This is a genomic window from Tenacibaculum finnmarkense, from assembly GCF_900239185.1.
GTDB classification, from domain to species: Bacteria; Bacteroidota; Bacteroidia; order Flavobacteriales; family Flavobacteriaceae; genus Polaribacter; species Polaribacter finnmarkensis.
Genome location: NZ_OENA01000061.1, coordinates 27,810 through 49,055 on the forward strand (window position 1 = coordinate 27,810; position 21,246 = coordinate 49,055).

Here is a 21,246-nt window from a genome sequence, read left to right on the forward strand (position 1 = left end):
AAGATATAAAAAATGAAAAATTTAAAAAATATATTAACTATAGGAACAATTTCGTTATTAACTCTTGCTTCCTGTACTAAAGATCTCGAATCTTTAAATATAGACCCTAAACATCCTACTTTATTACCGTCAAGTAATTTATTAGCTACTTCGTTATCAGGAACAGCAACACAAATATACACGCCAAGTGTTAATTACAATAATTATAGATTTTTTGTACAGCACATAACAGAAGCGCAGTACACTGACGAGAGTAATTATGATTTATTAACAAGAAATCAACCCCGTAGAAACTACGATGGGTTTATGACAAGAGGTATTAATAATATTAAATTAGCTAAAGAATCTTTAGCTAATGAAACCAATAGCGCTGCAGTCCAAAAGAATAAATTGGCCACTTTAGAGATACAAGAAATTTTTGTTTGGGAAACTTTAGTTGACACCTATGGTGATTTACCTTACACAGAAGCTTTAGATAATGTTATTTTATCTCCAAAGTATGATGATGCTTTTACAATTTATAAAGATTTAATTAGTAGAATTGATAAAGCGGTAAGCATGATAACTGTCTCTGCTTCAGGGTATGGTAAATCTGATTTTATTTATAATGGTAACATGAATAAATGGAAAAAATTTGCAAATTCTATTAAATTAAGATTAGGAATTAATTTAGCCGATTTCGATTCAGGATTATCTAAAAAAATAGTTGAATCAGCTTTTTCAGCAGGTATTATTTCAAATGATTCAGAATCTTATACGATGATTTTTGATGGAGGAACTTTTTCAAACCCTGTCTTTGAAGCTTTTGTAAATTCTGGTAGAGATGACTTTATGCCATCTAAAGGAATTATTGATTTTATGAATGAAAAAAATGATCCAAGAAGAGCTGTTTGGTTTTCAACGGTAAATGTAATAGACTCTACTGTAACCCCTCCTGTTAAAAAGGATATTTATAAAGGTGGTGTTATTGGAGATAAAAACACTTTTTCAGATCATTCTCATTATACAAATGTTTTAACAAATGCAAGTGCTCCTGCTAAACTTTTAAGTTTCACTGAAGTTCAGTTAATTTTAACGGAAGCAGCAGCAAGAGGTTATAATGTTGGAGGAACAGCAGAAGAATTATACAAAAAAGCAATTAAAGCTTCTATGGATGAGTACGATGTTTCTGCCGCAGACGCAACAACTTATTTAAATGCAAATCCTTACGATGCTTCTAAATGGAAAGAAATTATCGCAGAGCAAGCATGGGTTAGTTTATTTGATAGAGCTTTTGCTACCTGGAATTTTACCAGAAGGTTAGATTTAAATAAATTTATTACACCGACTAAAAACGAACTAAAAACAATAGTTCCTTTTAGAATGCCTTATTCTGACAAAGAATATCAATTAAACAAAACAAATGTTAAAGCGGCAGCTACTGCTATTGGAGGAGATAAAGCTGAAACAAAACTTTTTTGGGATAAATATTAATTTTTATCTTCAATAAATACTAAAAACCACCTTTAACGAGGTGGTTTTTTTATACAGTAATTTTCAACTATCTTTGCAGCATGGAAGAAAACACTACTATTTTTGGTATTAGAGCAATTATTGAAGCAATTGAAAGCGAAGCTTCAATTAACAAAGTATATTTACAAAAAGGACTTCGTGGAGAATTATTTTTTGAATTAGATAAATTATTAAGAAAAAACAAAGTATCAATCAGTGTTGTTCCTACTGAAAAATTAGATAGATTATCGAAACACAGTAATCATCAAGGGGCTGTTGCTAGAATTTCACCTGTTGATTTTCATGATTTAGAAACCTTAATAGAAACTACTTTAGAGTCTGATAAAATGCCTTTATTTTTATTATTAGATCAAGTATCTGATGTTAGAAATTTTGGTGCAATTATTAGAACTGCTGAGTGTACTGGAGTAAACGGAATTATTATCCAAAAAAGTGGTAGTGCTCCTATAAATGCTGAAACGATTAAAACATCGGCAGGTGCAGCTTTCAAAATTCCTATTTGTAAAGTTGACCATATTAAAGATGCTATGTTTCAATTACAAGCAGAAAATATAAAATTAGTAGCGGCTACCGAAAAAACCGAAGATTCTGTTTTTGATGTTGATTTTAATCAGCCAGTTGCAATTATAATGGGTTCTGAACATAAAGGAGTTAGTAATTCTGTATTAAAAATGGCAGATTATAAAGCCAAATTACCATTACTTGGTGAAATTGAGTCTTTAAATGTTTCTGTTGCTTGTGGGGTTTTTCTTTATGAAACTATCCGTCAAAGACAATAAATATTACAAAATTATAAAAATTAAAATCCTGCTTTTTGCAGGATTTTTTTTATGTTTTGTTTTTAATGATAAACAAATTTCTAATAAAGTGTTTTTTTTAAAAAAAGATATAAACATCATGCTGAATTTAGTTCAGCATCGCATCTTGATTTGCCTTTTTTTTGTTTTTTTTTGTCAATTCGAGTGATTTTAAAGACTGAAAGGAATTAAAATTGTATCGAGAATTTGAATTCTTTTATGTTGATGAATTTTTATTCATTTTGATGTTAAAAAAGTTCTCGATACTATTTTTTTGAAGGAAAAAATCACTCGAACTGACAGTTTATTTAATTTTTAAATAAGCTCTTATAAAAAAAGATAATCTAATTTTAAAATAAAGCAACCAAGCCTAGCCCCGATTGAAGCATTTGTTTGAGCTCTTTTTTTGATTTTTCTTCAAAAAAAAGCGAGTGCGGAAAGCGGGAAATTGCTTCTAAAAAAACTACTTTGAAATAATATAATTTATTTTTAAAACGTTCGGTACATCAATTTTAGCTACTTTGTTTTTATCTTGAATTTCTTTATTTTCTTGACCACTTCCCTGCTCTTCTTCTTCTTCTTCTTCTTCTTCGATAACTGGCGGAACATAATTTCCTTGCTCATCAAATAGTTCATCAAAAGCTGTTTTAGAAAACACAAATTTCTCTTTTATTACACCTTTTTTTCGGTAAAAAATAGCCAATAAAATTCCTGTAATAAACCCTGATAAATGTCCTTCCCACGAAACACCGTCTTTTATTGGTAACACATACCAAATCATGCTTCCGTATAAAAAAATCATAATTAACGAAACCGCTACAAGTCGATATTGTTTTTTAATAATTCCGCTGAAAAAAACAAAACTAAAAAGTAAATAAACAATGCCACTTGCGCCAATATGATAGGATTCACGAGCAATTACCCAGGTTAAAAACCCTGTAAATAATCCGCCAAAAATCAATATTTTTAAGGCAACACTTCTGTAGAAATAAAACAAACTCGCACAAAGAACAAATAAAGGCACCGAATTATTAAACAAATGTCCTGTATCGCCATGAATAAAAGGCGAGGTTAAAATTCCTTTCAAACCAGTTACTTCTCTTGGTAAAATACCAAATTTATTAAAATTGAAGCCAAAAGTAATTTCTATCCAATATATAAACCATATTGAAATCACAAAAATAAATGGTATTAAAAAAATACGGTTCGAATATTTTAATTCAGTAGCTGTTTTCATAGGTATTGAAATATCAAAAACAAATCCAACTAAAAATTTCGGAACATCTGTCATAAATCTTTGGTATTTTTACAAAATGAATCAACCTTTGGCAGAAAGAATACGTCCGCAGAATTTATCCGATTATATAAGTCAACAACATTTAGTTGGCGAAAACGGAATTTTAACCAATCATATTAAACAAGGAATAATTCCTTCGTTAATTCTTTGGGGACCTCCGGGAATTGGAAAAACAACACTTGCCAATATTATTGCCAACGAATCTGGGCGACCTTTTTATACTTTGAGCGCCATTAGCGCAGGTGTAAAAGATGTGCGTGAAATTATTGAAAAAGCGAAGAAAAGCGGCGGATTGTTTAGTCAAAAAAATCCTATTTTATTTATTGATGAAATTCATCGCTTTAGCAAATCGCAACAAGATTCTTTACTTGGCGCTGTTGAAAAAGGTTGGGTAACTTTAATTGGTGCAACTACCGAAAACCCAAGTTTTGAAGTAATACCTGCACTACTCTCTCGTTGTCAGGTGTATATTTTAAATTCTTTTGATAAAAATGATTTAATAGCGCTTTTACACAGAGCGATGAAAAAAGATACATTTATTGCTGATAAAAAAATTACCTTAAAAGAAACTGATGCTTTATTGCAAGTTTGTGGTGGTGATGCTCGGAAACTTTTAAATATTTTTGAATTATTAGTGGCTGCTGAAAATGAAATTGAAATTACCAACGAACTTGTTTTATCTAAAATTCAAAAAAATACAGTTCGATATGATAAAACAGGCGAACAACATTATGATATTGCGTCGGCTTTTATAAAATCGATACGAGGAAGCGACCCAAATGCCGCAGTTTATTGGCTGGCTAGAATGATTGAAGGTGGCGAGGATGTGAAGTTTATTGCTCGTAGAATGCTTATTGCAGCTTCCGAAGATATTGGAAATGCCAATCCAACAGCATTTATTATGGCAAATAATACCTTTCAAGCGGTTTCGGTAATTGGCTATCCTGAATCAAGAATTATTTTAAGTCAATGTGCTATTTATTTGGCAAATTCGCCAAAAAGTAACGCTTCTTATATGGCGATTGGTGAAGCTCAAAATTTAGTAAAAACAACAGGCGATTTACCTATTCCGCTACATTTAAGGAATGCTCCGACAAAATTAATGAAAGATTTAAACTACGGAAAAGACTATGCCTATTCTCATAATTATACTGGTAATTTTGTAAATCAAGAGTTTTTACCCGAAGAAATTAAAAACACAAAATTGTACGAACCAGGTAATAATGCTCGAGAAAATCAGTTTAGAGAATTATTAAAACAACGCTGGAAAGATAAATATAAGTATTAAAAAAAAGAGTGTATTATAAAAATACACTCTTTTTTTATGGATAAAATAGCATGTAATATTTAAAACTTTACTTGATATTTTTCTATTGTTTTAATTCCTTTTTTATAATATTCGGCAATCCAAATATCATTATTTTTATAGATGATTCCGTTTTCATCTTCCATAACAAAAACATTTTTAACACTAGTCTTTAGTATTTTAAAAATAGTTTTTTGGGCTGTATCTACTAACTGAAAACCATTTTTCGTTGGTTGAGCATATAGGTTAATAACAGTACTTTCTACTGTTTTGTTAGCTAGTAATTCACTTTGATTATCAATATTCTGAATAATATTTTGAGTGCTATTTGGCGTATATTTATACTTTAAAGCCTTGATTGATTTAAAAGTATTTCTAATTGCTTCATGATATGCTTTTTTGTAATTTTTAATTTTACTTCTCCCTTCTTTTGATGAAAAAACATCTTTATTGCCACAATCTTTAAGAGTAATACTATTTTTTGTTGTAAACAAACTAGATGCATCAGTAAGCACCGCTGTTAATGCTAAACACCTGTTTTCAGCTAGGTCGTCAGGTAAAACCTCATCGGCTAAAAAGACTGTAAAACCGTGTTTTTTAAATAAAAATTTAGTTAATGAACTGGTTTGATATTGATCGACTGTTTTAAGAAAATCAAACTTATTAGGTACCATAATATATTTGTAATTATTTACCTTTTTTTGAGCCTGTATTGATGTGCTTATCAGCAATAATAGTATGATTATTTTATTCATATTTAACACTTAATTTTTTTAATTAATTGATTTTTTTTAATTTTTGGCTATTTTTAACATGGCGCCATAAACACGCTTCCACCTCTTCCATTGCTCATAATTACTTAAACTTTCGTTATGAAAAGTAGTCATGAAAACACCATTTACGGCAGTTACTTCATTTTTTAAATCTCTTATTTTACCTAACGATTGCTTGGGTGTTAACTTCATATAATCTTTTAAAGTTACATCAATTAAAGCAAAAGAAAATACCTTTAAGGGTGTTTGAATTTCAAAGGCTAAATCATAAAAATAAAATGGCGTACAAGTGCTTGCCCTAAAACCTGCGTGACTTACATAGCCCATCGAATAATCTTCTGTTACTTCTAAATCAATTAAATTTTGATAGGTTTCAGGCAATGACAAGCGTAAATAATGCTGACGAGAACGCTTTATTGGCATATTTATAATGTTTTCTAAGCGTTCTTTTTCTTTTTTTAACAAGGCGTTATTTGTCATGGTATGATATGATGGATGTAAGCCTACCCTTGCATAATCTACGATGTCTTTTATCAATAGTTTAAAAGGAGTTTTTGAGGCAGAAACATTGGTATCAAACGTTGTATAATCGCCTATTAAAAAGAAAAAAATAGTTCTAATTTCATGTGTTTTTTTTAATTCTAACAGTATTTTAAATGTATTAAAAGGATCCTTTTTAAAATTAAACAAGACAGCCATTCTATCCCAAATATTAATAACTTTAAAGTGCCAAGTATCTTTTAAAAAACCACCAAGTGTTCTAATAAAACCTTTGTGTTTGTAAATAAAGGAATTATCAACATCAATCGTAGAAATATACTGGTACTTCCTTGTTGGATACGCATACTTGGGGTATTTAACCTTTAAAGCATCTAAGAATTTATATGCCCAGATATCAACAAGTGGCTTTTCTAAAAAACCGTATTTAAAAGCAATACTTTGAGTGGCTGAAAAACGAGCATGGCTATCTTTTATATGTGGTAAATATTCTTCATACCTAGAAATTAAATAAAAAGTAGCTGCAAAAATATCAAAAGGAATTTCAGATTGCTCATCGGTAGCAAAAAAACAAGGAACTGCATCCCATTTTTTTATATTTATATCTATATCTTGTATTCCTTGCTGCGTTAACAAGGCGGTACTTTTTATAAAAAACTCTTTTCCTAAAGCTACTTTTGTATAGGTGATTTTAGGATTGTTATACGCCACAAATTCTTCTACTTTGCTTGTAAACTGAATTGGTATATGTAAAATATGTGTAAAAACATGCTTAAAAACATACCGAATTCGAGGGGTTATTTTAGGAGTATATATAAGTATCATAACTGTTTTGAAGGGCTTAAAAACACAAATAACAATACAAAAGCACTATAGCATTTCTTGATCTGCAAAGCTAAAATACGTTTTTTCGGTAATTATTAAATGATCTAGTAGTTTTATATCTAAAGTAACACCCGCTTGTTTAATTTTAGCAGTTAATTGAATGTCTGAATTGCTAGGTTTTAGTTTTCCTGACGGATGATTATGTGCCACAATAATACCAACCGCAGAAACTTTTAATGCCTTTTGATATAGTAATCTTACATCGACTAAAGTTGCAGTAAAACCTCCTTTACTTAGTTGATGTTTTGCGACTACTTTATTTGAATTATTTAAGTATAAAACCCAAAACTCTTCATGTCCTAAATCGCCAATTAATGGTTGCAATATGGTAGCGGCATCTAATGAACTGGTTATTTTAGAAATCCGATTGCTTTCTATAAATTGCCTACGTTTGCCTATTTCTAAAGCCGTAACTATTGAAATAGCCTTTGCTTCTCCTATGCCTTTAAAGCTCATTAATTCTTCCAATGATAATTTAGCCAAGGCGTTTAAATCATTATTGACCGAGGCTACTATTTTTTGAGACAACCCAACGGCACTTTGTTCTCTGTTACCTGAACCTATTATAATGGCGATTAATTCAGCGCTTGACAAAGCGGCTTTTCCTTTTAACATTAATTTTTCACGAGGTCTGTCATCTAATGCCCACAATTTGATTGATTTTTTTTTCATATGGCAGCTATCATCTCTAAATTAGTTATAAATATAATCCATTTTTTTGCACAAGCCAAACAAGCACAGTATCTTTGTTGCCTACTTTTTATTATCAAACTCATGAAGATTATTATAGCTGGGGCTGGAGACGTTGGTTTTCATTTAGCCAAACTCCTTTCTTACGAATCTCAAGATACTTACGTTATTGATTCTGATGGCGAAAAGCTTGATTACATCAACAACCATTTAGATGTTATCACCAAAAAAGGCGACGCTACTTCTATTCAGTTATTAAAAGAAATTGGCATTGCTGATGCTGATTTATTACTAGCGGTTACCGAAAGTCAGAATACCAATTTTACCATATCGGTTATTGGAAAAGCATTGGGCGTAAAAAAAACAATTGCCAGAATTAACAATCCTGAATTTTTAAATAACGACAGTATTGACTTTAAAGATTTTGGCGTAGATTTCATGATTTCTCCTGAAGCTTTAGCTGCTGAAGAAATAAAAGTACTGTTAAATCAATCTTCTTTTAACGATACCGTTACTTTTGAAAACGGCGTATTTAATATTATGGGAACAACCCTTGGCTATAAATCGCCTATATTAAATTTAACCGTTAAAGAAGCTAAAGAAAAATTTAGTTTAGTTGATTTTATTACCATCGCTATAAAACGAGAAGGCACCGCACAAACCATTATTCCTCGTGGTGATACTACCTATAAAATGAACGATCAAGTTTATTTTTCGGTACCAAGTTATAGCATTGATAAATTACATCCTATTATTGGTAAAGAGCAAATAGCCATTAAAAATGTGATGATTCTTGGCGGTAGTAATATCGGAAGAAAAACATCTAAAAGTCTTTGTAGCGCTAACTTTAAAGTAAAACTTATAGAGCGTAAACGAGAAAAAGCCTTGCACCTTGCCGAAGAATTGATAGACACCTTAGTTATTCATGGAGACGGTAGAGATTTAGAGCTTTTAGAAGATGAAAACATTCGAGAAATGGATGCTTTTATTGCGGTAACTGGCGATTCTGAAACCAACATTATGTCTTGTTTGGTCGCAAAATCGAAAGGAGTTAAAAAAACCGTTGCCTTGGTTGAAAATATGGATTATATCAATATTTCACAAACCATTGGTATTGATACCCTTATTAATAAAAAATTAATTGCGGCAAGTAATATTTTCCGCCACATACGTAAAGGTGAAATTTTAGCCTTAGCAAACTTACATAATATTGATGCCGAAGTTTTTGAATTTGAAGTTCAAAAAAATGCCAAAGTAACTCTAAAACCAATTAAAGAACTACGTTTTCCTAGAGAAGCCGTTTTTGGTGGTGTTATTAGAGATGGAAAACCTCATATGTCTTTTGGTGATTTTCAATTACAAAGTGGCGATAAAGCCATCGTTTTTTGTTTGCCCGAAGCAATATCAATTGTAGAAGAATTATTCAACTAATGGAAAATTTCAATCTAAAATTAATTTATCGATTTTTAGGGATAACAGCCGTTCTTAATGGCTTATTCATGTGGCTTTCATTACCGTTTAGTTTTTATTATGACGAGCCTTCTAAGTGGGGAATTTTAAACGCCGGACTAATTACAATAGCTACCGGTTTAGTTCTCTTTTTTTTTAACAAACCTGTTACTAAAAAAATCAAGAAAAAAGAAGGCTACCTTATTGTTACTTTAGGCTGGCTTATTTTAACAATTACCGGAATGCTTCCTTATTTATTATCGGGCAGTATTCCTAGTGTTACCAACGCATTGTTTGAAACTATTTCAGGCTATTCAACGACAGGTTCATCTATTTTAACATATATAGAATCGATGCCTAAAGGAATCCTGTTTTGGCGTAGCGCTACGCATTGGATTGGCGGAATGGGAATTATTGTGCTTACCATTGCCATATTACCTTTACTAGGAATTGGCGGTATGCAGTTATTTATGGCAGAAGCTCCAGGGCCATCAGCCGATAAATTACACCCTCGTATTACCGATACCGCAAAACGTTTATGGTTAATTTACGTATTGCTTACATTTGTAGAATTTTTACTTTTAAAAGTTGCGGGTATGGGCTGGTTTGATGCCTTAAATCATGCAATGGCAACCATTAGTACTGGTGGTTTTTCAACTAAAAATGCTAGTGTTGCTCATTGGAATGGCTCGCCATTTATACAATATATTATCATCTTTTTTATGTTTTTAGCAGGTATCAATTTTGTACTTACCTACTTTGCTTTAAAAGGAAAGGTGCGAAAAGTTATTCAAAGTGAAGAATTTAAGTATTATTTCTTTGGTGTTTTAGGGATTTCTAGTGTTATTGCTGTCATGATTATTTTTAATCAAGACCCTTCATTACAAACCTCTATTGAGCATCCGATGGTATATGGTAATGTTGAAAGTGCCATACGACATTCGTTATTTTCAGTACTATCAGTAATAACAACTACAGGTTTTGTTACGGCTGATTTTACGATGTGGAATTATTTTGTAACGGCAATTTTCTTTTCATTATTTTTCTTAGGAGGATCGGCAGGTTCTACCTCTGGTGGGGTTAAAATTGTACGACATATTATCTTATTAAAAAGTAGTTTTTTAGAGTTTAAGAAAAGTTTACACCCTAATGCAATAATCCCTGTTCGTTATGACGGAAAAGCCGTTAAACAAACCATTGTATTTAACATCTTATCGTTCTTTGTATTGTATATGTTCATTTTTATTATGGGAACTATCATACTTGCTTTCTTCGGATTAGACTTTTATTCAGCCTTAGCCGCCTGTGCTTCCTCTTTAGGAAATATTGGTCCTGGTTTAGGTAGTGTAAGCCCTGTTGATAATTTTAATCATTTATCTACCGGAGCAAAATTATTTTGTTCTTTTTTAATGCTTATCGGGCGTTTAGAACTTTTTACGGTATTAATTTTATTCACCCCTTTCTTTTGGCGTAAAAATTAACACAAGCACCTCAAATACAAATTACTACAAAAACATATCGTTATAATAACATTTAAAAAACAACTACAAAACACTCGTAAATAAACAATAAATTACCTTCGTTTCATTAATCAATTTATGATACTATGAAACATAAGTACTTTTTTAAATTACTGATAGGAATTCTTTTTTTATCAGCAATAAAAATAAACGCACAAACAACAGGTGATATTATTTTTACAGGTTTTAATGCCGATGGCGATAAAGATTTTTCTATTGCTATACTAGCCCCTATTCCTGCAAACTCTACGCTTTATATTTCTGATAAAGAAACCGATGGGCTTGGAGGCTTTACCACTGGAGAAGGAAGTTTAACCTGGCTTACAGGTAGCAATGTAATTCCGGCGGGAAGCGTTGTCACTTTTACAGATATTGACAATGCTACTAACCCTAATTTTGGAGCATCAATAGGTAGTATTACAAGGATTGGAGGTTTTAACTTAACCACCACCACAAAAGACGCTCTTTTTATTTATATTGGAACTGATGTTAATACTCCAATAACTTTTATTACTGCACTTCAAATAGGAAACGATACCACTCAGCTTGGAACTTATAATGCCGATGGTATTACCCTAAAAGGAACAGGTTTAAAAAAAGGCGTTTCTATTATTACTTTTGATGCTTCTGCAACCCCTGATGGTGCTGTTTATAAAGGAGATAAAACAGGACAAAATTCTTTTGCTGATTATTATTCTTTAATTGCTGATGTTGAAAATAATTGGACAAATGTCGTTAATGGAAATGGAGAATTATTACTTCCTTTTTCTTCGGATACATTCTCTATTATCAATGCTACTTGGAACGGAAATACCGACAATAATTGGACAACAGCCACCAACTGGAATTCAGGAAATATTCCTACAAATACGAGTGATGTTTTAATTCCTAACGGGCTTAATAAGTACCCGACAATAACAAATGCGACAACAGTAAAAGGAATTACAATCGAAAATGGCGCTTCTTTAATTGCAAATTCAAATGTTACAGGAACAGTTATTTACCAAAGAGCTTTAACTGCTAATTGGCATTTGGTTAGCTCACCTGTTACAGGAGAAACCACCGATAATTTAATAACAAATCACATTTTTGCTCAAGCAACTGCTGGCGGTCGAATAGGAATTGCGCCTTATAAAAACGATGGAACTACCTGGAATTATCAGACAAAATCATCCGAAGAAAACATCGAAAAAGGAGCTGGTTTTTCTGTAAAACTAGCTACCGCTGGAAATTTAAAATTTAGAGGTGAAATTAATCATTTAACCGTAAACACCCCTGTTACAAAAAACGAAAATGGCTATAATTTAGTTGGAAATCCCTACACTTCGTACTTAAATAGCAACACTTTTTTAACTCAAAACAACAGTATTCTAACCGCTCAAACTATTTGGATTTGGAACGGTACTAATTATGAAACAAAAGTTGCTGCCGATGCGTTTATTTTAGCACCTGCACAAGGTTTTTTTATGGAAGCTAACGCTGCCGGAAACATCTCTTTTAACAGTACTAATCAGCAACATCAAACAACCGATACTTTTAAAAGAAGCAGCCGAACAGAAATACATCTAAGCGCTACCGATAATACGACGAATAAAAAAAGCAAGACCAAATTATACTATATAAAAGGTACTACAACAGGTTTTGATAATGGTTACGACGGAGCGCAATTTAAAGGATTTTCAAGTGATTTTTCAATAACGACACAGTTAGTTTCTCAAAATAAAGGTGAAAATTATGCCATTCAATCTTTACCTATCAATACCATGGAAAATACCGTTATTCCAATACATTTAAAAGCAAATACGGGTAATGAAATTATGTTTTCGGCAAACTCAATGAATTTACCAACTAATATGAATGTTTATTTAGAAGATAAAATCAATGGGGTTTTTACGAATTTATCAGAAGAAAATTATACGGTTGTTCTAAACAGTAATACATCACAATTTTATCTTCACACAAGCGATAAAAACCCAAAAATTAACGCTATTCAAGAAAACTTAAATAAAAACACACAAAATGTAGCTATTTATGCGTCAGCAGATAAAACACTAACAATTAAAGGTTTAGCATCAACAAATTTTTCAGAAAATACTTCAAAAAATGCTTCTATAAAAATCTATTCTATTTTAGGAGAAAAAATTATCAGCAAGCAATTTAAAACAGCAGCTATAAACGTAATTCAACTACCTAAAACATCAAAAGGAATTTATATTATTAAGTTAAATTCTAATTTAGGTAAAATTACTAAAAAAATTATCTTAAACTAAAAATCATGAAAAAAACACCCGAAAACATTTCTAGAAAAGAGGCGTTAAAAAAAATAAAAAACTATGGTAAGTATGCTAGCTTAACCGCTTTAGGGACTTATTTAATATTAAATCCTCAAAAAGCGCAGGCAGCTAGCTTAGCTCCTCCTGGCAATAAATTTTAAAACAACCTATTTTACCTCAAAAAACCCTCGAAATTTCGAGGGTTTTTTAGTTCTAGCAAACAATTAAAATTATTTTAACACAAAAACACTCTTAATTAATAGTATTAGTATTACTATTACATTTGCAGATATACTATTTATTTATGAAAAATTTTCTATCAAATATTAAAATTGAAATTCCTATAGGCATCTATATTAAAGATCCTGAAACTTCTTCATTAGGAAAAAAAATTATTGAAAATAGTATCAAATTAATCGAAGAAATCGGTTTTGAAAGTTTCAATTTTAAAAAGCTAGGTAAATTAATCGGCTCTAATGAAAGTTCTATTTATCGATATTTTGAAAGCAAACACAAACTACTTATCTATTTAACTTCCTGGTATTGGGGCTGGGTGCAATATCAATTAGTTATAGAAACGTATAGCATTCATAATTCCGAAGAAAAATTAATAAAAGCGATTCAAATACTCACCAAAACAACCGAACAAGACAGTAATTTCTCACATATTAATGAGGTTTTATTAAACTTAATTGTAATTAATGAAAACTCAAAGTCATATTCTACAAAAGAAGTAGATACCGAAAATAAAGAAGGTTTTTTTAAATTATATAAAGAAGTTGTAAAGCGTTTAGCCGATATAATAACCAATTATAATAACAACTATAAACACCCGCTTACACTAGCAAGTACGGTTATTGAAGGTGCTTTACATCAGCAATTTATAAAGCAAAATTTTAAGTCGCTAACAAATTGCGATAAGACTACTTCTCCAACTTCATTTTTTATCGATTTAACTCTTAATACGCTTTCAAATGGCAGAAAATAACCCATTAACACCTTGGAAACGGTTTTTAGGACTTTTAAAATTAGAAAAAAAAGATATTTTACAAATATCTTATTATGCCATATTTGAAGGAATTGTAGCATTATCACTTCCTTTAGGAATACAGGCAATTATCAATTTATTACAAGGTGCACAAATTTCGGCATCGTGGGTAGTTCTTGTAATATTAGTTACAGGCGGTGTGGCTTTTAGTGGCGTATTAAAACTCATGCAAATTAGAATTATTGAAACCATACAACAACGTATTTTTACAAGAGCCTCTTTAGAGCTTAGCTATCGTTTTCCTAAAATAAAAATGAGCGAATTACGAAATTATTATCCACCGGAATTAGCCAATCGTTTTTTTGATACACTTACTATTCAAAAAGGAATTTCAAAAATTTTAATTGATGTTCCTTCGGCGTTTTTACAGATAATTTTTGCACTATTATTATTATCTTTTTACCATACTTTTTTTATTTTATTTGGTCTTTTACTACTCTTATTAATTTATATTGTATTTAAATACACGGCAAAAATTGGCTTAGAAACCAGTTTAAAAGAATCTAAAAACAAGTATAAAGTAGCGCATTGGCTACAAGAAATAGCCAGAACAATTATCAGTTTTAAAGTAGCAGGAAAAACAACACTTTCCTTAGATAAAAGCGATGATTTAGTGAGTGATTATTTAAAATCAAGAGACAGTCATTTTAAAATATTAATCATTCAATATATTCAAATGATTAGTTTTAAAGTAATTGTTACCGCTGGTTTGTTATTGATGGGTGGTTTTTTAGTATTAAATCAACAAATGAATATCGGACAATTTGTTGCCGCAGAAATAATTATTTTACTGATAATAAGCTCTGTGGAAAAATTAATTTTAGGCTTAGAATCCTTTTATGATGTGCTTACTTCTATCGAAAAATTAGGGCAAATTATTGATAAACCCATCGAGAATCAACAAGGAAGTACTGTCAGCGATACCAAAGCTTTCAAAATTGAAATACAAAATATTTCCTACACCATTTTTAAAGGAGAAAGACTTATTTTAAAAGATATTTCGTTCCATATCGAACCCAATGACAGAATATTAATTCAAGGAGAAAGTGGCGCAGGAAAATCAAGCTTAATACAGCTTATCGCAGGAATTACAACCCCTACCGCTGGAAATATTTTTGTGAATGATTTATCTATAAAAAGCCTACAAATTAATAATTATAGAGCGTATTTAGGAATGTCATTATCCGAAGAAAATCCGTTTGAAGGAAGCATTCGAGAAAATGTAACTTTTGGAAATACCGCAATTTCAGATGATGAAATTTATACTGTTTTTGAAATTGTTGGCTTAACCGATTTTTTAAAATATCAAGAAAACGGCTTAGAAACCCAACTAAAACCCGAAGGAAAACATATTGGTTATACCATTTCTAAAAAAATTATTCTAGCAAGAGCGATTATCAAAAAGCCAAAACTTTTAATTTTAGAAGATCCTTTAGACCAATTTGAAAAGAAAGAAGCCAAAAAAATTATCGATTTTATTACAAGCCCTTCCCAAAAATGGAGCTTAATTATTGTAAGCAGTAACGATAAATGGGAAGAAAAATGTACTAAAAAAATTACGCTTCATAAAGGTAAAATTATTAACAAATAAAGCAACAGAAGTAATGTTACATATTTCAAATAATAGTATTTCTAATCAAATTGATTTGAGTAATTTTAAATCAGGAAAAAAAATATTTAAAAAAGAACATCATAAATTATTCAGAAAATTTTTACTTTTCTTTTTATTGATGTTAATCATAACGCTATTTTTACCTTGGACTCAAAATGTTTCTAGCACAGGTAATGTAACAACTTTAAAGCCGAATCAACGTCCGCAAACCTTGCAATCTCAAATTCCTGGAAGAATTGAACAGTGGTTTGTACAAGAAGGTGATTTTGTAAAAAAAGGCGATACTATTTTAAGAATATCCGAAGTAAAAAGCAATTATTTCGATGCAAAACTTGCCGAAAGAACAGGAAATCAATTAAATTCTAAAAGTCTTTCTGGAAAATCATATCAAAATAAAATAAGTGCTTTAAAAAGACAAATTTCAGCGATAAAAAACGAACAAAAATTAAAATCGGAACAAGCAAAAAACAAATTACAACAAGCTTACTTAAAAGTTAAAACCGATAGTATTGATTTAGAAACCGTTGTTTTAAAACAAAATATCGCCAAAATTCAATATGATAGAACTTACACTTTACAACAAGAAGGTTTAAAAGCTACTAAAGATGTGGAAGAAAAAAGTGCAAAACTTCAAGAATTTTCAGCTAAAGTTATTTCTCAAAAAAATAAATTATTAGCTTCCAAAAATAATAGTATCAATGCTAAATTAGCTATTTCGGGCGTTATAGCTAGTTATACTGATAAATTATCAAAAGCAAAAAGTAGTTTATATACTGCTGAATCTGGCGCATACGAAACAGAAGTTCAAGTTTCTAAATTACAAACAAATTTAGCTAATTATAATAAAAGAAGCTCTTTATTATACATTACCGCTCCGCTTGATGGGTATATTAACAAGGCGATAAAATCAGGGATTGGAGAAACTTTTAAACAAGGTGAACCACTGATAAACATGATGCCTTCACAGTACGATTTGGCAGTAGAAATGTATATAAAACCCATCGATTTACCCTTAATACACACCAACGAAAAAGTGCGTGTTCAGTTTGATGGTTGGCCTGCAATTGTTTTTAGTGGCTGGCCTAATATGTCGTCAGGAACTTATGAAGCAAAAATTATTGCGATCGAAAACTTTATTAGCAGTAACGGCAAATACAGAGCCTTAATTGTTCCTGACAATAATGAACATCCATGGCCAAAAGCCATTAGAGTTGGCTCGGGAGCAAAAACAATTGCGCTGCTAGAAAATGTACCTATTTGGTATGAATTATGGCGACAAATTAACAGTTTTCCGCCTAATTTTTATCAACCAAACACAAAAAAAACCGATTCTAAGAAAAAGAAATAATGAAAAATATATCCTTTTTATATCTATTTATAAGTGTTGTTTCCTTTTCTCAAAATATGCCTAACAACACACTTTCTTTAGAAGAAAGTTTAGGATATATAAAAAAACACCATCCTATTATAAAGCAAGCAAAACTTATTGTTAATACAAATCAAGCAAAATTATTAAAAGCTAGAGGTAGTTTTGACCCTAAAATTGAAGTTGATTACAGTAATAAAAACTTTAAAAATACCGAGTATTATAAAACATTGGTTTCCTCTTTTAAAATTCCTACTTGGTATGGTATTGAGCTAAAAGCTAGTTATCAAAACAATTCAGGTAAGTATTTAAACCCTCAATATAAAACTCCTAAAAATGGTTTATATAATGTAGGAGTATCTGTTCCGTTAGCTAAAAATTTATTTATCAATAAAAGAATGGCTACGTTAAAAAAAGCCAAAATATATACCAAACAAAGTAAATTAGAACAACAATTATTAGTTAATACTGTTTTGTTTGATGCTATTTCTGCATACTTAAATTGGACACAATATTATCAACAATATAGTGTATTTAAAAATTATTATGCCAATGCAATTACAAGACACAAAAATGTTATTAAAAATTTTAAAGCAGGCGATAAAGCTGCTGTAGATACTTTAGAAACAAGTATCAACTTAGAAAACAGAAAATTAGATTTAGAAAAAGCACGTATTAAACATTTAAAATCAAAGTTAGCTTTTTCGAATTATTTGTGGATTAATAATAATATTCCGATGGAATTAAAAAACAACATGATTCCTGATATTGCAACATTTTCTAAGATTGATAAATTATTAAAAACAGTCGAAATTAATTTAGATGAAAATAATATAGAACAACATCCGAAGTTAAAATTATTAGCCTTAAAAAAGAATAATTTACAGATAAATAAACGATTAAAAATAAATAATTTATTGCCAAAAATAGATTTTCAGTATAATTTATTATCATCAGAAGTACATAATTTTGATGATTTTAGTACTTTTAACGTTTCAAATTACAAAAATTCGTTGCAAGTTAGTGTGCAGTTATTTTTAAGAAAAGCTAGAGGTGATTTAAAAATTGCAAAAATAAAATTACAAGATTTAGATTTTGAAATTTCAGCAACAAAAATAATTTTGCAAAATAAGATTAAAGCGACCAAACAAGAAATTGTATCGTATCAAAAACAACACAATATCTTAAAAAACTTAGTGAATAATTATAAAACAATCGTTAAAAGCGAAGAGCGAAAATTTTCGTTAGGTGAAAGCTCTTTATTTTTAATTAATTACAGAGAAGTTAAACTGATTGAAACGAATTTAAAAGCCATCAAAAATGAATATGAATACGCTAAAACAAAAAGTAAGCTACTTAAATTATTAGGGAAATTAACAAATATCTAAAAGATACTTATTAAATGTTAAACGAATTATACAAGTTCCGATTTAAAATATTTTTATTTTCACAATTAACACTTTTATTTGGAGCCCTTGTTTTTCCTATCCAAATTTATGATACTAAAATATCGCCTGTACTACATCTTTTCAATTTAAGTACAGGCTTATTTTTACTTCATAAAAAGAAAAAAACCTTTTGGCTAGTACTTCTTTTACTCTTACTAGCCACCCTGTCTTTTAGTTTAGATATATTTGACAAAGCGGGAAGACACTTTGTTGATATCTTAAGAATTAGCTCTTATTTTATCTTTCATATTGTTGTAACTAGAGAATTAATTATTCAAGTCTGGAATACTAAAAACATCGATCAAAAAACAATTTTAGGTCTAATTAGTGGTTTTATATCGCTTGGTTTTATCGGTTTTTTTATCTGTTTACTTGTTGAAATTTTTTATCCAGGTTCTTTTAGCTTCCCCGAAAATGGTATTTCAACCATTCAAAACTTAATGTATTTTAGCTATATAACACTGCTAACCATTGGCTATGGCGAAATTTTACCCGAAACTGTTTTGGCTCAAAAAGCCGTGGTATTTATCGGTTTAATAGGACAAATATATTTAGTCGTTTTAATGGGGATTGTTATCGGTAAGTATATCAACCAAGAAAAAACATCCTAAAATATTTTGCTAAATATCCTTCTAAAAACGCTCCAAAAATTAGCCTAAAATCTTTGTAATTAAATCTTGTTTTGCTTTTTGATCATCACCAAATAACCAACGCAAGGTATTATCTTCCCAAATTTCGTTATATTGTTTTTGATTGATAATATCTCTATCAATAGCCAAATCTAATAATTTCCCAGGATAAGAAGACTGCGCATCACTTTCCATTTCTCCTAACGGATACGGGTCATCTAAGCCCATAATAATTTGATTAGAACCCTGTCTGTCAATCATTAACTTTAACGAATCGGTATCATGTACCAAAGTATCAAAGAAAATATTTGGATGCCCAACCGCCTTTCTAGGATGCGTTTTCCCTTCAAATAAATCAGGACGACCGTCAAAACCTTGAATACGTCTTCCTAAATTCATTTGTGCCAATTGTCCGCCGTGTGCAAAACAAGTTCTGATATTTTTAAAACGCTCCTGCATCCCGTTTAACGTATAAAAATGATAGGCATCACCACATTGCGCCAACATCCAAATTAAATGAAAACGCCAATTGGTATTTTCTAATTTTATCATTTTATCGCCATCATACGGATGAATTTCAATGGCTAATTTATATTTATCTGCTAATTCAAAAATTGCATCATTTTCTTTATCAAAAACGCAACGCCACTGCCCTATCGAATCCATAAAATGCGTTGGCAAACACAAAACTTTTAAGCCTAATTCTTCCACACAACGCTCCATTTCCCACAAAGCACCCTGAATAAAACCAGGATGTACTACAAAACCGCAGGTAAATTTATCAGGATGATCGTGTTGTACTTTTGCGTTAAAATCGTTTTGAAAACGCAAAGCTTTTTTCATTTCTTCCAAACGCAATCCGTTACCATATAATTGTGATAAATTTAAAACCACCGCATGATCTAACTTATTTTTTTCCATCCAACGTAATTTCTCATCTAAGAAAAAACTAGAATCTGTTACCGGGCGTTTCCAACCTTTTTGTAACATGTGTTTACGCTCATCATCCACCCAAAAAATTTCTTTTTCCTTCATAAAATCAGGAATTTGTTCAGGATAAGGCAATAAATGAGAATGTCCGTTTATGCGTAGTTTACGTTTTTCCATCTTTTATATAAATAATTTTTTGTGATGATTTTTTTTGTCAATTCGAATGATTTTAAAGACTAAAAGAAATTAAAATTGTATCGAGAATTTAATAGGATATATTTTATTAGAAAGTAATTATTTCTTAATTTTATTAGGCGCTCCCATTACCGTTTTACAACTATTACAGGTACATTTTTTGGTATCAGAATAATAATTATCAAAAATAATAGGCATATCAGTTTCAATATTTTTCAAGGCAAATTCCTCTCGGTATAACTGATTTTCACAATTTTCGCAATACCATTCTAGGGCATCTAACATTCCTTCTGACCTTGGATATTCAATCACTAAACCAACAGTGTTTTCGGTACGTTGAGGCGAATGCGGCACTTTAGCAGGCAATAAATAAATATCGCCTTCATTAATTTCAACATCGATCATTTTACCATTTTGGTCGATAATTTTCAGAATCATATCTCCTTCTACCTGATAAAAAAATTCTGGCGTTTCGTTATAATGATAATCCTTTCTATTGTTAGGACCACCGACCACCATTACGATATAATCGCCATTATCCCACACCTGTTTATTCCCAACGGGTGGCTTTAATAAATGACGATTTTCATCAATCCACTTTTTAAAATTTAAAGGCTGTACTAAATTCATATTTATATATTTTGGGCGTTCCCTAAAGGTCGGGCTTTCCGCTATATCTTTTTATAAAAGAAAAATTTTATAAAAAGGATGCCGCTTCAATCCCTAACGCAAATTTCGTTTTTATTTATAATTTTGAATACACCAACAATCAGAAAAATAACTAATTATTGTTTTCAACCATTGCTTTAATTTTGATAGCTTTTTCAAAATGATTTAATTGATGTGTTTGAATCCACCAAGTAGCCACATCCATTAACAACTTCGGATTATCATTTTTATTTTGAAAAAACGCATAAAAAGACAAACCTACATTTGCACCTTTTTTAGCAATTTTCTCCTCACAAACGGCAATGATTTTTTGTTCTATTTCTTTATTCATATTATGTAATTTATTTCT

General features: G+C 30.5%; 19 protein-coding genes. 12 read left to right on the forward strand and 7 right to left on the reverse strand.

Annotated elements, in window-relative coordinates; genetic code table 11:
* Positions 1-12 precede the first annotated feature (12 nt).
* Positions 13-1,473: a SusD/RagB family nutrient-binding outer membrane lipoprotein gene (locus tag AQ1689_RS08645; protein ID WP_101955833.1), complete on the forward strand. Its 1,461-nt coding sequence runs from the start codon at positions 13-15 to the stop codon at positions 1,471-1,473.
* A gap of 80 nt (positions 1,474-1,553) precedes the next feature.
* Positions 1,554-2,291 (forward strand): 23S rRNA (guanosine(2251)-2'-O)-methyltransferase RlmB, encoded by a 738-nt coding sequence (gene rlmB / locus AQ1689_RS08650; RefSeq protein WP_058885443.1) that lies wholly within the window; start codon positions 1,554-1,556, stop codon positions 2,289-2,291.
* Positions 2,292-2,772: 481 nt separating this feature from the next.
* Here the strand turns inward: rlmB and AQ1689_RS08655 are convergent, their stop codons facing one another.
* Entirely contained in the window at positions 2,773-3,600 is an 828-nt protein-coding gene (locus tag AQ1689_RS08655; protein WP_232122580.1) for a rhomboid family intramembrane serine protease, read from the reverse strand.
* A gap of 22 nt (positions 3,601-3,622) precedes the next feature.
* Here AQ1689_RS08655 and AQ1689_RS08660 point away from each other — a divergent pair, with 22 nt between their 5' ends.
* Positions 3,623-4,894: a replication-associated recombination protein A gene (locus AQ1689_RS08660; RefSeq protein ID WP_101914877.1), complete on the forward strand. Its 1,272-nt coding sequence runs from the start codon at positions 3,623-3,625 to the stop codon at positions 4,892-4,894.
* Positions 4,895-4,953: 59 nt separating this feature from the next.
* Here the strand turns inward: AQ1689_RS08660 and AQ1689_RS08665 are convergent, their stop codons facing one another.
* The 3 genes from AQ1689_RS08665 to radC are packed head-to-tail and all read right to left on the reverse strand — an operon-like array spanning position 4,954 to position 7,740.
* On the reverse strand, positions 4,954-5,667 hold the full coding sequence (locus AQ1689_RS08665) for a hypothetical protein (protein ID WP_101914876.1): 714 nt from the start codon (positions 5,665-5,667) through the stop codon (positions 4,954-4,956).
* 36 nt (positions 5,668-5,703) lie between these two features.
* Positions 5,704-7,008 carry a polysaccharide deacetylase family protein gene (locus AQ1689_RS08670; protein ID WP_101955834.1) on the reverse strand — a complete coding sequence of 435 codons (1,305 nt, stop codon included), beginning with the start codon at positions 7,006-7,008 and terminating at the stop codon, positions 5,704-5,706.
* A gap of 45 nt (positions 7,009-7,053) precedes the next feature.
* Entirely contained in the window at positions 7,054-7,740 is a 687-nt protein-coding gene (gene radC, locus AQ1689_RS08675) for a RadC family protein (RefSeq protein WP_101955835.1), read from the reverse strand.
* A 102-nt stretch (positions 7,741-7,842) separates the two neighbouring features.
* Here radC and trkA point away from each other — a divergent pair, with 102 nt between their 5' ends.
* The 9 genes from trkA (at position 7,843) to AQ1689_RS08720 (ending at position 19,085) form a co-directional block, all read left to right on the forward strand.
* Complete coding sequence (gene trkA, locus AQ1689_RS08680) at positions 7,843-9,189, forward strand: Trk system potassium transporter TrkA (RefSeq protein WP_101914874.1); 1,347 nt, start codon at positions 7,843-7,845, stop codon at positions 9,187-9,189.
* Positions 9,189-10,688 (forward strand): TrkH family potassium uptake protein, encoded by a 1,500-nt coding sequence (locus AQ1689_RS08685; RefSeq protein ID WP_101955836.1) that lies wholly within the window; start codon positions 9,189-9,191, stop codon positions 10,686-10,688. The genes trkA and AQ1689_RS08685 overlap by 1 nt, the downstream gene beginning before the upstream one ends.
* A gap of 125 nt (positions 10,689-10,813) precedes the next feature.
* Positions 10,814-12,997, forward strand: a complete 2,184-nt coding sequence (locus AQ1689_RS08690; RefSeq protein ID WP_101955837.1) for a T9SS type A sorting domain-containing protein — start codon at positions 10,814-10,816, stop codon at positions 12,995-12,997.
* 5 nt (positions 12,998-13,002) lie between these two features.
* A complete protein-coding gene (locus AQ1689_RS08695; protein WP_180947563.1) occupies positions 13,003-13,161 on the forward strand; it encodes a hypothetical protein in 159 nt (52 codons plus the stop codon).
* A gap of 143 nt (positions 13,162-13,304) precedes the next feature.
* Positions 13,305-13,988, forward strand: coding sequence for a TetR/AcrR family transcriptional regulator (locus AQ1689_RS08700; protein WP_101955838.1), 684 nt, complete (start codon positions 13,305-13,307; stop codon positions 13,986-13,988).
* Entirely contained in the window at positions 13,975-15,639 is a 1,665-nt protein-coding gene (locus AQ1689_RS08705; RefSeq protein ID WP_101914871.1) for a peptidase domain-containing ABC transporter, read from the forward strand. Before AQ1689_RS08700 ends, AQ1689_RS08705 begins: the two co-directional genes overlap by 14 nt.
* A gap of 13 nt (positions 15,640-15,652) precedes the next feature.
* The gene (locus AQ1689_RS08710) at positions 15,653-17,008 is read left to right on the forward strand and encodes an HlyD family secretion protein (RefSeq protein WP_101955839.1); all 1,356 of its coding nucleotides are present in this window, start codon (positions 15,653-15,655) and stop codon (positions 17,006-17,008) included.
* Between the two features lie 56 nt (positions 17,009-17,064).
* The gene (locus tag AQ1689_RS08715; protein ID WP_239781543.1) at positions 17,065-18,414 is read left to right on the forward strand and encodes a TolC family protein; all 1,350 of its coding nucleotides are present in this window, start codon (positions 17,065-17,067) and stop codon (positions 18,412-18,414) included.
* Positions 18,415-18,428: 14 nt separating this feature from the next.
* Positions 18,429-19,085, forward strand: coding sequence for an ion channel (locus tag AQ1689_RS08720; protein WP_101955841.1), 657 nt, complete (start codon positions 18,429-18,431; stop codon positions 19,083-19,085).
* 39 nt (positions 19,086-19,124) lie between these two features.
* Here AQ1689_RS08720 and AQ1689_RS08725 read toward each other — a convergent pair whose 3' ends face one another.
* The 3 genes from AQ1689_RS08725 to AQ1689_RS08735 form a co-directional block, all read right to left on the reverse strand.
* Complete coding sequence (locus AQ1689_RS08725) at positions 19,125-20,210, reverse strand: amidohydrolase family protein (RefSeq protein ID WP_101914867.1); 1,086 nt, start codon at positions 20,208-20,210, stop codon at positions 19,125-19,127.
* 117 nt (positions 20,211-20,327) lie between these two features.
* Complete coding sequence (locus AQ1689_RS08730) at positions 20,328-20,858, reverse strand: 3-hydroxyanthranilate 3,4-dioxygenase (RefSeq protein WP_101955842.1); 531 nt, start codon at positions 20,856-20,858, stop codon at positions 20,328-20,330.
* A 151-nt stretch (positions 20,859-21,009) separates the two neighbouring features.
* Positions 21,010-21,228, reverse strand: coding sequence for a DUF6500 family protein (locus AQ1689_RS08735; protein WP_101955843.1), 219 nt, complete (start codon positions 21,226-21,228; stop codon positions 21,010-21,012).
* Between the last annotated feature and the right edge of the window lie 18 nt (positions 21,229-21,246).